Below are 12364 nucleotides of genomic sequence, written 5' to 3'. Positions count from 1 at the left end.
GCGGAAACGATCGACGAATGAGCGGGAATGCCGACGCGACCACGCTCCGCGCGTGGAAATCGGCGCAAATGATAGAAATTCCTATTTGTCAGTAAAGTGCATTTACAATTTATACACTTGGCAGCCGTATATTCAGGCGCAAACCCTCGCGACCGTTCTCCGCCCACAGCTCGCCACCCTGCATACGCAACGCGCCGCGAGCGATGGCCAGCCCCAGTCCGAATCCTTCTCCCCCCGGGCGGGCGGCGCACAGGCGGGTGAAGGGGCGGAAGATGGTTTCCAGTTGCTGAGCCGCCACACCGCCGCCCTGGTCCTCGAGGTGCAGGTGCCAATGGTCGCCGTCGCGCTTGCCACCGAGGCGCACCACGCCATCCGCAGGCGAATGGCGGATGGCATTGCGCAGGATGTTCTCCAGAGCCTGGGCCAGGCCGTTGAGATGGCCACGCACCCTGCAGTCGGCAGGCAGCTCGCAACGCAGCCGCGCCGCCTCCCAGCCACTCTCGAAGCAGGCGTCTTCGCCAAGCACGCTCCACAGCGCCGGCACGTCGATCTCCTCCAGCTCCGGCTGGGGCCGCTCGGTGTCCAGCCAGACCAGTTCGAGAGTGTCGTCGACCAGCCGCTGCATGCATTCCACCTCGCGTTCCAGACGCTGGCGCAGCACTTCCACGTCGCTGGCGCATTCGCCGGCCACGCGCAGCCGTGACAACGGCGTGCGCAGCTCGTGGGACAGATCGCGCAGCAACTGGCGCTGATAGCTCACCGTGTATTCCAGCCGCTCGGCCATGTGATCGAAGGCGCGCCCCAATGCACCCAGTTCATCGTCGCGGCGACTGACCTGTGGCGCCACGCGGGTATTCAGGTGATCGCCCCGCAGGGCGTCGGCCTGTTCCCGCAGGTGTTTCAGCGGCGCGATGAGCAGGCGATAGATCAACAGGCACAACAGCAATGCCAACACCCCCGGCACCAGGCCATGCACCAGCAATTGAGTCGTCAGGGTGAAACCCGGTGGCAACATGCGCTCGGGCAATTCGATGGCCAGGCGCCCCTCATCGGGCACCCCGGGGAACGGCACCAGCAGGCAGGGCAGACCGATGCTGCGCTTGCTCATCGGCCAATCGATGCGCCGGACGAAGGTCAGCCGCTCCAGTTCGGCACCGCTCAGCTCGCGGCTCGATAACGAATGCAGGCCCGGGCCGAGCACGGCGACCCAGCCCGCCTCGCGCTGCCGCATCTGTTCGAGCCAGCGATCGACACCCCCGCGCCCGCCGCCGCGCCAGGCCTGCTCGGCCTCGGCCGCATATTCCAGCAACTGGCGTTGGGACTCCTCATTCAGGCGGTAGCCGACCTGCTCGACGCTCCCGCCCCAGTACCACACCAGCCAGACGATCAGCAGGCAGAAACTGATGAGCAACACCGCCAGGCGCCAGAACACCGAGTGCAGGGTGAGCATCATTGATTCTCGTCGCGCTGGAACAGGTAGCCCTTGCCCCAGGCCGTCTCCACGCGGCCGGCCTGGTAGCCGATGGCCTGCAGCTTGCGACGGATGTGGCTGACGTGCATGTCCAGCCCGCGGTCGTGCTGCGACCAGGGGCGGTGCAGCACCTGCTGGTAGAGAAACGCCTTGCTCAGCACCTCGCCGGCATGGCGCACCAGGAGTTCCAGCAATCGGAATTCGGTGCCGGTCAGCTGCGCCCACTGCCCGGCATGGCGCACATCCTGGTGCGCCTCATCCAGCTCCGGCAGCGCTGCGCTCGCGGGCTCCCGCTCGCGGCGTTCATAAGCCACGCGACGCAGGATGGCGTCGATACGCACCTCCATCTCGGCCATGGCGAAGGGCTTGGGCAGGTAGTCGTCGGCGCCCTGGCTGAAACCGGCGATGCGATCCTGTTCGGCGCCCAGGGCAGACATCAGGATAACCGGCACGCCACGGCGACGACGCAGTTCGGCCAGGGCGTCGAGGCCATTGCGACCGGGCAGCAGGATGTCCAGCAGCACCAGATCGAAGGGCTCGGTACAGGCCAGCGTCAGGCCGGCGTCGCCGTCGCCCCGCAGGGTCACGTCGAAGCCGCGGCGGCCGAGGTGCTCCTGCAGATGCGCGGCCAACACCGGGTCATCCTCGATGGCGAGGATACGGGCAGAGGCGGCAGACATGCGGATGAATCTCGAATGAGAATAATTATCGAGCATTCTGCCAAAAGCTCGGGCAGATTCCCACCCGGCGACTCGCTAAACTGCACCCATCACCTTGCTGGAGAACATCGTGTTCAAGGATCTCGGCATCAAGGGCCGCGTGCTGCTGCTCACCCTGCTACCCACCACGCTGCTGGCGCTGGTCTTGGGTGGCTATTTCACCTGGATGCAGCTGGCCGACCTGCGCAGCCAGCTGCAGCAGCGCGGCGAGCTGGTGGTCCAGCACCTGGCGCCGCTGGCAGCGCCGGCCCTGGCCCGGGGCGATGCAGCGCAGCTCGAGCGCCTCGCCGAACGCACGCTCAACCAGCAGGACGTACGCGCCGTCGGCTTTCTCTCCGCCGAGCGCGACGGCCTGGCCCAGGCCGGGCCGGACATGCTCAACCCGCCACCACAAACCACCGTCGAGCCGCTGGCCACCAGCACCAGCCAGGACGCCACGCGCTTCCTGATGCCGGTGTTCGGTCGCCACCAGGGCCTGGCCGGCGCCGAGGCGGAGAGCGCCGATCGCCTGCTCGGCTGGGTCGAACTTGAGCTCTCGCACCATCGCACCCTGCTGCAGGGCTACCGCAGCCTGTTCGCCAGCCTGCTGCTGATCGTCGCCGGGCTCACCGTCACCGCCCTGCTCGCCCTGCGCATGAGCCGGACGATCAACGATCCGCTGCGCACCATCCAGCAGGGCGTCAGCCAGTTGAAGGAAGGCCACCTGGAAACCCGTCTGCCACCCTTGGGCAGTCACGAGATGGACGAGCTGGCGGCGGGCATCAACCGCATGGCCGAGTCGTTGCAGAACGCCCAGGAAGAGCTGCAGCACAGCATCGACCAGGCCACTGAGGACGTGCGGCAGAACCTGGAGACCATCGAGATCCAGAACATCGAGCTGGACCTGGCGCGCAAGGAGGCCCTGGAGGCCAGCCGCATCAAGTCCGAGTTCCTGGCCAACATGAGCCACGAGATCCGCACCCCGCTCAACGGCATCCTCGGCTTCACCGGCCTGCTGCAGAAGAGCGACATGACGCCGCGCCAGCAGGACTACCTGGGCACCATCGAGAAGTCCGCCGAGAGCCTGCTGGGGATCATCAACGAGGTGCTCGACTTCTCCAAGATCGAGGCCGGCAAGCTGGTGCTCGAGAGCATCCCGTTCAACCTGCGCGACCTGATACAGGACTGCCTGACCATCCTCGCCCCCTCCGCCCACGACAAGCAGCTGGAGCTGGTCAGCCTGATCTACCGCGATACCCCGCTGGCACTGCAGGGCGATCCGCTGCGCCTGAAGCAGGTGCTGACCAACCTGGTGAGCAATGCCATCAAGTTCACCCGCGAGGGCACCATCGCCGTGCGCGCCATGGTCGAGGACGAGAGCGACGAACGCGCCCAGCTGCGCATCAGCGTGCAGGACACCGGCGTGGGCCTCTCCGACGACGACCTGCGCGCGCTGTTCCAGGCCTTCAGCCAGGCCGACAACTCGCTGAGCCGCCAGGCCGGCGGCACCGGGCTCGGCCTGGTCATCTCCAAGCGTCTGATCGAGCAGATGGGCGGCGAGATCGGCGTGGAGAGCAGCCCCGGCAGCGGCTCGGAGTTCTGGATCAGCCTGACCCTGCCCAAGGCTCGCGACGATGCCGACGATCTGCCCCGCGCGCCGCTGCAGGGCCGCCGTGTGGCCCTGCTGGAGAGCCACGAGATGGTCCGCCAGGCCCTGCATCACCAGCTGCAGGACTGCGGCCTGGAGGTGCTGGAATTCGCCAGCCTCGATGCCCTGCTCGAACAGGTGGCGCGAAGCCGCGAGGCCGGCCAGCTCATTGAGCTGGCGGTACTCGGGGTGAATCTGCAGGAGCTGCCGCCGGAGCGACTCGGCAAGCGCCTGTGGGACCTCGACCGCCTCGGCTGCAAGCCCCTGGTGCTCTGCCCCACCACCGAGCAGGCGCTCTACCACGAGGCCCTGCCGGACACCCAGGCGCAGCTGCAGGCCAAACCGGCCTGCACGCGCAAGCTGCTGCGCGCTCTCGGCGAGCTGGTCAGTCCGCGCCCGGCCAAGGTCGAGGCCCCGGCCCCGCTGACCAGCCGGCCGCCACGCCTGCTCTGTGTCGACGACAACCCGGCCAACCTGCTGCTGGTGCAGACCCTGCTCGGCGACATGGGCGCCGAGGTGGTGGCGGTGGACAGCGGCTACGCCGCGGTCGAGGCGGTGCAGCAGCACAGCTTCGACCTGGTGTTCATGGACGTGCAGATGCCCGGCATGGACGGCCGCCAGGCCACCGAGGCGATCCGCCAGTGGGAGCAGGAGCGCGAACGCAGCCCGCTGCCGATCGTCGCCCTCACCGCCCACGCCCTGGCCAACGAGAAACGCGCGCTGCTGCAAGGCGGCATGGACGACTACCTGACCAAGCCGATCAACGAACGCCAGCTGGTCCAGGTGGTGCTCAAGTGGACCGGCCTGGCGCTGCGCAACCATCCGCAGCCGTCCGCCGCCGAGGCGCCGGCCATCAGCGCCGACCTGCGCGTACTGGACCCCGAGGAAGGCCTGCGCCTGGCCGCCGGCAAGGCGGACCTGGCCAACGACATGCTCAGCATGCTACTGGCCGGCCTGCCCGCCGACCGCCAGGCCATTCGCCAGGCACGTGAGGCCAACGAGCGCAGCGCGCTGATCGAGCGGGTCCACCGCCTGCACGGCGCCACCCGCTACTGTGGCGTGCCGCAGCTGCGCGCCGCCTGCCAGCGCAGCGAGACCCTGCTCAAGCAGGACGACCCGGCGGCCCAGGTCGCCCTCGACGAGCTGGACGCGGCCATCGCCCGCCTGGCCGAGGAAGCCGCGGTCAGCGCCTGAGCCAGGGCGACGCCCGGCCGGCCCAAGGAGAACGCCATGCGCATCACCCTGTTCAGCAGCAAGCCCTACGACCGCGCCAGCTTCGAGACGCAGGCGCTGCCATCCGGCTGGCAGCTGCAGTTCCAGGACAGCCTTCTGACCCTGGATACCGTCGCCCTGGCCGAGGGCAGCGAGGTGGTGTGCGCCTTTATCAACGACGATCTTTCCGCGCCGGTGCTGGAGCGTCTGGCCGCCGGCGGCACGCGGCTGATTGCCCTGCGCTCGGCCGGCTACAACCACGTCGACCTGCCCGCCGCCGAGCGCCTGGGACTCGCCGTGGTGCGGGTGCCGGCCTATTCGCCGCATGCGGTGGCCGAGCACGCCGTGGCGCTGATCCTGGCGCTGAACCGGCGCATCCACCGCGCCTTCAACCGCACCCGCGAGGGCGACTTCAGCCTGCATGGCCTGACCGGCTTCGATCTGCACGGCAAGACGGTCGGCGTGATCGGCGGCGGGCAGATCGGCCTGGCCTTTGCGCGGATCATGGCCGGCTTCGGCTGCCGGCTGCTGATCAGCGACCCCTACCCCATTGCCGGCCTGGAGCAGATCGGCGCCCGCCAGGTCGGCCAGGACGAGCTGATCGCGCAAAGCGACGTGATCAGCCTGCATTGCCCGCTGACCGAGAGCAGCCGCCACCTGATCAATGCCGCAAGCCTGGCGCAGATGAAGCACGGCGCCATGCTGATCAACACCGGCCGCGGCGCCCTGGTCGACACCCCGGCGCTGATCGACGCGCTGAAGAGCGGCCAGCTCGGCTACCTGGGCCTGGATGTCTATGAAGAAGAGGCCGAGCTGTTCTTCGAGGACCGCTCCGACCAGCCGCTGCAAGACGACGTGCTGGCGCGCCTGCTGACCTTCCCCAACGTCATCGTCACCGCCCACCAGGCCTTCCTCACCCGCGAGGCGCTGGCCGCCATCGCCAGCACCACCCTGGACAACATCGCCGCCTGGGCCGCCGGCGCGCCGGTCAACCGGGTGACGCCGGCCGCGTGATAGCATCCGCGCAGCTTCAGGAGGCTTCATGACCACCCACGATTTCCGCTACACCCTGCTCAACCCGCAACACACCCTGACCGAGTGCCGCGCCCTGGCACCGGGCCGCTACCAGGTCACCGGCAACGGCGGCGCCATCCAGGCCGGCGACACCCTGCTGGTCACCCTCAAGGGCAGCCGCGAGCTGTCCATGAGCCTGGCCGTGGAGAAGGTCCGCCACCTGATCAACCCGCCCGGCCAGTGGATGGCAGTGGCCAGCGGCCCGGCCTTCCGCGAGCTGGCAATCCACAACTGGCAGGTGGATTGCGACGGCTGCGGCAAGCGCATCGACCTGGAATTCGCCGTCGACGCCTCGCTCGGTGCCAAGGCCCAGGCACCGGCCGCGGAACAGCGCCTGGTCGAACTGGGCTGGACCAGCCGCGCCGGCAAGCACTTCTGCCCCGCCTGCAAGGAACAACGCGCATGAAACACGCCCTCATCCCCGCCCTGCTCGCCGCCACCCTGGCCGGCTGCGCCGGCGACCCGGTGCAGCTGGAGAGCGACAAGACCTACCAGGTTGAGTGGATCGGCGAGCGCCCGCTGGTCGAGCGCAGCCACCTGACCATTACCCTCGGCGACGATGGTCGTGCGTACGGCAACGCCGGCTGCAACCACTGGTTCGCCAACTACAGCCGCGACGGCGACAAGCTGAACTTCGGCCAGGCCGGCGCCACCCGCAAGCTGTGCGCGCCGGAGCTGATGGAGCAGGAACAGCGCTTTCTCGAGGCCCTGGGCCAAGTGCAGCGCTGGGACGTGTCCGGCGTCGGCCAGCTGCGCCTGTGGCCGGCCGAGGGCAAGCCGATCCGCCTATCCCCGGAAGAAGGCTGAGCAGCCTTCCGCGGCCTCTTTCCGCGGTAGCCCGGATGCAATCCGGGGAAAACCGTGTCGCGCACTCGCAGCCGCGAGACTACTTAAGCCCCGACGCCACCGCCTCTCCCGCTCACGGAAGAGGATTAAGGAAGGCCGCGAACTTTTGCCCTCTCCCCTAACCCCTCTCCCACAAGTGGGAGAGGGGCATCGACGCCCGTAGCCCGGATGCAATCCGGGAAAACCGTGCCGCACACTCGCGGCCGCGGGACTACTCGAGCCTAACGCCACCGTCCCCTCTCCCGTTCACGGGAGAGGGCCAGGGAGAGGGCGCGGACCATAGCCCTTCCTGTGAGTAAGAGGCACGCAGCAGCCCGACCGGCTACTCGAACAACTCCAGCTGCTCATGCCCCCCGCGCAGATCCAGCAGCCGCACCCCCACTCCGAGCAGGCGCACTGGCTTGCCGCCTCGGGCGAAGGCGGCGCTCAACAGGCGCTGGTAGCTCTCCAGGTCTCGACGGGCGCCGGCCTGTTCCAGCGTGGTCTGGCTGAAGTCATGGAATTTGATCTTCACGAAGGGCTTGTCCGGCCGGTAGCTGGCATCCAGCCGTGCCATGCGCGTGTCGAGCTGCTGCAGCAGCTCCGGCAGCTGTTCCAGGCAGGCGGCCAGGTCCGGCAGGTCCTTGTCGAAGGTGTTCTCCACGCTCACCGACTGGCGTCGGCTGTCCACCTGCACCACGCGCTCGTCGATGCCGCGGGCCAAGTTCCACAGACGCTCGCCGAAGCTGCCGAATTCCCGGGCCAGCGCCAGCTTGCTCCAGTCGCGCAGGTCGAAGCAGCTGACGATGCCCAGCCGCTCCATCTTGCTCGCCGTGACCTTGCCCACCCCGTGCAGCTTGCTCACCGGCAGCGCGGCGACGAACTCTTCGACCTGATCCGGGGTGATGACGAACAGCCCGTTGGGCTTGCGCCAGTCGCTGGCGATCTTGGCCAGGAACTTGTTCGGCGCCACCCCGGCGGACACCGTAATGTGCAGCTCCTGCGATACCCGCCGGCGGATGTCCTGGGCGATGCGCGTGGCGCTGCCCTCGAAGTGCGGGCTGGCGGAGACGTCCAGGTAGGCCTCGTCCAGTGACAGCGGCTCGATGACCTCGGTGTAGTCGCGGAAGATCGCGTGGATCTCCCGCGACACCGCCTTGTAGGCGTCCATGCGCGGACGCACCACCTGCAGGTCCGGGCACAGTTTGAGCGCCTGGCCCATCGGCATGGCCGAGCGCACGCCCCAGGCCCGTGCCTCGTAATTGCAGGTGGCGACCACCCCGCGCCGGTCCGCGGCGCCGCCCACCGCCAGCGGGCGACCGGCCAAACGCGGGTCGTCGCGCATCTCGATGGCGGCGTAGAAGCAGTCGCAGTCGATGTGGATGATCTTTCGCACGCCAAGCCCCGTCCGGCCTGCCCTGGGCCCCGAATTCTACCATCCGCCCCGCGCTAAGCATCTGAAGGAAAAACAGTTTTTTCTGACCTAGCGGTTGACAGCCCGGCTTTCGCCAGTAGAATGGCCGCCGCGGGATGGAGCAGTCTGGTAGCTCGTCGGGCTCATAACCCGAAGGTCGTCGGTTCAAATCCGGCTCCCGCAACCAGATTCAGAAGAAGGCCACTCAAACGAGTGGCCTTTTTTCTTGCCTACGATTTATCTAATTGATTAAAAAGCAAAAATCGATTGACACAAACCCGTCCCTGAGTAGAATGGCCGCCGCGGGATGGAGCAGTCTGGTAGCTCGTCGGGCTCATAACCCGAAGGTCGTCGGTTCAAATCCGGCTCCCGCAACCAGATTCAGAAGAAGGCCACTCAAACGAGTGGCCTTTTTTCTTGCCTACGATTTATCTAATTGATTAAAAAGCAAAAATCGATTGACACAAACCCGTCCCTGAGTAGAATGGCCGCCGCGGGATGGAGCAGTCTGGTAGCTCGTCGGGCTCATAACCCGAAGGTCGTCGGTTCAAATCCGGCTCCCGCAACCAGATTCAAGAAACGCCTCGATGGGGAAACCGATCGAGGCGTTTTCTTTTGTGCGGCGTTAATTGCCGAGCAGCCGCGCAACTGACTAGAGTGACAGCTTTCCCATTCCGGTCCGCCTGCATGCTGCGTCAAGCTCTCGCCCGCTTTCCCCGCCTCGAACTGATCCCCACTGCCACGCCGCTGGAACACCTGCCGCGCCTCTCGCAGCACCTGGGCCGCGACATCTGGATCAAGCGCGACGACCTCACCCCGCTGGCCTTGGGCGGCAACAAGGCACGCAAACTGGAATTTCTCGCCGCCGACGCCCTGACCCAGGGCGCCGATGTGCTGGTCACCGCCGGCGCCATCCAGTCCAACCATGTGCGCCAGACCGCTGCCGTCGCCGCCAAACTCGGCCTGGGTTGCCTGGCCCTGCTGGAAAACCCGATCGGCACCGTCGACCGCAACTACCTCTCCAACGGCAACCGCCTGCTGCTCGAGCTGTTCGGCGCCGAAACCGAGCTGGTCGCCAACCTGGACAACGCCGAGCAGTTGCTCGACGACGCCTGCGAGCGCCTGCGTGCCGCCGGCCGCAAGCCCTACCTGGTGCCCATCGGCGGCTCCAACGCCCTCGGTGCGCTGGGCTACGTGCGTGCAGGTCTGGAGCTGGCCGAGCAGATCGAACGCAGCGGCCAGGCGTTCGCCGCCGTGGTGCTGGCCTCCGGCAGCGCCGGCACCCACAGCGGCTTGGCCTTGGCGCTGGAGGAGGCGCGCCCAGGCACGCGGGTGGTCGGCGTCACCGTGTCGCGCCCCGACGCCACCCAGCGACCCAAGGTGGAAGGTCTGCTGCAACGCACCGCCGAGCTGCTCGAGGTAGACGTGCCGGCCGCGCTGCAGATCGAACTCTGGGATGGCTACTTCGCGCCGCGCTACGGCGAGCCGAACGCTGCCACTCTGGAGGCGATCCGCCTGCTGGCCGGTCTGGAGGGCGTGCTGCTCGACCCGGTGTACACCGGCAAGGCCTTCGCCGGGCTGCTCGACGGGCTGGCCCGCGGCGCCTTCGCCGGCAGCGGGCCGCTGCTGTTCCTGCATACCGGCGGTGCGCCGGCATTGTTCGCCTATCATCCAGAAGCGATCTGAACACGCGGCTTATTCCGCAATCGAAGCCAAAGAGAAACTTTGATTATTTTGTGGAATAAAATTTAGCCCCTAAAGTGGCCCACCACAGCCCAACGACAAGAGGCATCCCATGACATTCTCCACACTGCGTCGCCATTTCCTCCTCGGCAGCCTGACCCTCATGCTCGGCGCCGGCCTGGCCACCCCGAGCTTCGCCGCCGACCTGCTAGACGAGATCAAGTCCGAGGGCGCGATCAAGGTCGGCCTTGAAGGCACCTATCCGCCCTTCAACTACCAGGACGAGAGCGGCAAGCTGACCGGCTTCGAGGTCGAGTTCGCCCAGGCCCTGGCCAAGGAGCTGGGCGTCAGCGCCGAATTCCAGCCGACCAAGTGGGACGGCATCCTCGCCGCCCTGGAGTCCAAGCGCCTCGACGTGGTGATCAACCAGGTGACCATCTCCGAAGAGCGCAAGCAGAAGTACGACTTCTCCACCCCTTACACCGTCTCCGGCATTCAGGCGCTGACCCGCAAGGCTGACGGCGACAGCATCAAGAGCGCCCAGGACCTGGCCGGCAAGAAGGTCGGCGTGGGCCTCGGTACCAACTACGAGCAGTGGCTGAAGGAAAACGTGCCGCAGGCCGACATCCGCACCTACGACGACGACCCGACTAAGTTCCAGGACCTGGCCGTGGGCCGCATCGACGTGATCCTGGTGGATCGCCTGGCCGCCTTCGAGATGGTCGAGAAGACCGGCGGCCGCCTGGCCGTGGCCGGCGACGCCTTCTCCCGCCAGGAGTCGGGCGTGGCGCTGCGCAAGGGCAACCCCGAGCTGCTGGCGGCCATCGACAAGGCCATCGCCAAGCTGAAGGCCGACGGCACCCTCAAGCAACTGTCGGAAAAGTGGTTCAAGGCTGACGTCACCCAATGATCGAAAGCAGCCTGCAGCTCGCGCTGGACTCCCTGCCCTTCCTGCTGAAGGGCACGATATGGACCGTGGTACTGAGCCTGGGCGGCATGTTCTTCGGACTGCTGCTCGGCTTCGCCCTGGCCCTGCTGCGGCTGTACGGCTACTGGCCGCTGCAGTGGCTGTCGCGGATCTACGTCTCGTTCTTCCGCGGCACGCCGCTGCTGGTCCAGCTGTTCATGATCTATTACGGCCTGCCCCAGCTGGGTCTCCAGCTGGAGCCGCTGACCGCCGCCCTGATCGGCTTCTCGCTGAACATGGGCGCGTATACCTCCGAGATTCTGCGCGCCGCCATCGCCTCCATCGACCGCGGTCAGTGGGAGGCGGCGGCGAGCATCGGAATGGGCAAGGCGCAGACCCTGTACCGCGCCATCCTGCCCCAGGCCGCGCGCACCGCGCTGCCGCCACTGGGCAACAGCTTCATCTCGCTGGTCAAGGACACCGCCCTGGCCGCCACCATCCAGGTACCGGAACTGTTCCGCCAGGCACAGCTGATCACCGCGCGCACCTTCGAGATCTTCACCATGTACCTAGCCGCCGCGCTGATCTACTGGGTGCTGGCCAGCATCCTCGCGCACTTCCAGTCGCGCCTGGAGGCGCGGGTCAACCGGCACGAGCAGGACTCCTGATGATTTCCGTCCGCAACCTGAGAAAGGCCTTCAAGGGCCAGGAAGTACTCAAGGGCATCGACCTGGACGTCGCGCCCGGCGAAGTGGTGGCCATCATCGGCCCCAGCGGCTCGGGCAAGACCACCCTGCTGCGCTGCCTCAACCTGCTGGAAGAGCCCAGCGGCGGGCAGATAACCGTCGGCAGTATCGCCATTGACGCGGACAAACCGCTCAAGGCCCAGCAGGGCCTGGTGCGCAAGCTGCGCCAGCACGTCGGCTTCGTGTTTCAGAACTTCAATCTGTTCCCCCACCGCACCGCCCTCGAGAACGTCATCGAGGGCCCGGTACAGGTGAAGAAGGAGCCGCGCGCCCAGGCCGTCGAGCGCGCCCGCGCGCTGCTCGCTAAGGTCGGCCTGAGCGGCAAGGAAGACGCCTACCCCAAGCGCCTCTCCGGCGGCCAGCAGCAACGCGTGGCCATCGCCCGCGCCCTGGCCATGCAGCCGGACGTGATCCTGTTCGACGAGCCCACCTCGGCCCTCGACCCGGAGCTAGTCGGCGAGGTGCTGGCGACCATCCGCGGCCTGGCTGAGGAGAAGCGCACCATGGTCATCGTCACCCACGAGATGAGCTTCGCCCGCGACGTGGCCAACCGCGCGGTGTTCATCGACCAGGGCGTGATCGTCGAACAGGGCGATGCCCGGACGCTGTTCAGCGCGCCGAAGGAAGAACGCACCCGCCAGTTCCTCAGCAAGTTCCTGGTCGAACGCTAGCGACGCACACTCACC

The 12364-nt window shown here is 67.2% G+C and carries 11 protein-coding genes and 3 tRNA genes; 11 read left to right on the top strand and 3 right to left on the bottom strand.

Annotated features, from left to right (window positions below; translation table 11 throughout):
• Positions 1-109: 109 nt before the first annotated feature.
• Positions 110-1453 (bottom strand): HAMP domain-containing sensor histidine kinase, encoded by a 1344-nt coding sequence (locus NF616_RS00650; RefSeq protein WP_434091838.1) that lies wholly within the window; start codon positions 1451-1453, stop codon positions 110-112.
• On the bottom strand, positions 1450-2151 hold the full coding sequence (locus NF616_RS00645) for a response regulator transcription factor (RefSeq protein ID WP_252271034.1): 702 nt from the start codon (positions 2149-2151) through the stop codon (positions 1450-1452). Before NF616_RS00645 ends, NF616_RS00650 begins: the two co-directional genes overlap by 4 nt.
• Positions 2152-2260: 109 nt before the next feature.
• On the opposite strand from NF616_RS00645, the gene NF616_RS00640 reads away from it, so the two are divergent.
• From NF616_RS00640 to NF616_RS00625, 4 genes are read left to right on the top strand one after another with little or no spacing between them, the layout of a single operon-like run.
• Entirely contained in the window at positions 2261-5011 is a 2751-nt protein-coding gene (locus NF616_RS00640; RefSeq protein ID WP_252271032.1) for a response regulator, read from the top strand.
• Positions 5012-5047: 36 nt separating this feature from the next.
• Positions 5048-6043, top strand: coding sequence for a 2-hydroxyacid dehydrogenase (locus tag NF616_RS00635; protein WP_252271029.1), 996 nt, complete (start codon positions 5048-5050; stop codon positions 6041-6043).
• Positions 6044-6071: 28 nt separating this feature from the next.
• Complete coding sequence (locus NF616_RS00630; protein WP_252271023.1) at positions 6072-6509, top strand: hypothetical protein; 438 nt, start codon at positions 6072-6074, stop codon at positions 6507-6509.
• A complete protein-coding gene (locus NF616_RS00625) occupies positions 6506-6910 on the top strand; it encodes an META domain-containing protein (RefSeq protein WP_252271021.1) in 405 nt (134 codons plus the stop codon). The genes NF616_RS00630 and NF616_RS00625 overlap by 4 nt, the downstream gene beginning before the upstream one ends.
• A 361-nt stretch (positions 6911-7271) precedes the next feature.
• Here the strand turns inward: NF616_RS00625 and dinB are convergent, their stop codons facing one another.
• Complete coding sequence (gene dinB / locus NF616_RS00620; protein ID WP_252271019.1) at positions 7272-8324, bottom strand: DNA polymerase IV; 1053 nt, start codon at positions 8322-8324, stop codon at positions 7272-7274.
• 128 nt (positions 8325-8452) lie between these two features.
• Between dinB and NF616_RS00615 the strand changes: the two genes are divergently transcribed.
• The 7 genes from NF616_RS00615 to tcyN all read left to right on the top strand — a co-directional run bounded on the left by NF616_RS00615 (position 8453) and on the right by tcyN (position 12349).
• A tRNA-Met gene (locus tag NF616_RS00615) sits at positions 8453-8529 on the top strand.
• Between the two features lie 114 nt (positions 8530-8643).
• A tRNA-Met gene (locus NF616_RS00610) sits at positions 8644-8720 on the top strand.
• Positions 8721-8834: 114 nt separating this feature from the next.
• Positions 8835-8911, top strand: a tRNA-Met gene (locus tag NF616_RS00605).
• 118 nt (positions 8912-9029) lie between these two features.
• On the top strand, positions 9030-10028 hold the full coding sequence (locus tag NF616_RS00600; RefSeq protein WP_252271013.1) for a D-cysteine desulfhydrase: 999 nt from the start codon (positions 9030-9032) through the stop codon (positions 10026-10028).
• 109 nt (positions 10029-10137) lie between these two features.
• Positions 10138-10935, top strand: coding sequence for a cystine ABC transporter substrate-binding protein (gene tcyJ / locus NF616_RS00595; RefSeq protein WP_252271008.1), 798 nt, complete (start codon positions 10138-10140; stop codon positions 10933-10935).
• Positions 10932-11600 carry a cystine ABC transporter permease gene (gene tcyL, locus NF616_RS00590; protein WP_252271004.1) on the top strand — a complete coding sequence of 223 codons (669 nt, stop codon included), beginning with the start codon at positions 10932-10934 and terminating at the stop codon, positions 11598-11600. Before tcyJ ends, tcyL begins: the two co-directional genes overlap by 4 nt.
• On the top strand, positions 11600-12349 hold the full coding sequence (gene tcyN / locus NF616_RS00585; RefSeq protein WP_252271002.1) for an L-cystine ABC transporter ATP-binding protein TcyN: 750 nt from the start codon (positions 11600-11602) through the stop codon (positions 12347-12349). Before tcyL ends, tcyN begins: the two co-directional genes overlap by 1 nt.
• Positions 12350-12364: the final 15 nt, after the last annotated feature.

The organism is Pseudomonas subflava, from assembly GCF_023823685.1.
Classification (GTDB): Bacteria; Pseudomonadota; Gammaproteobacteria; order Pseudomonadales; family Pseudomonadaceae; genus Aquipseudomonas; species Aquipseudomonas subflava.
This window is presented reverse-complemented; position numbering and strand designations above follow the sequence as displayed.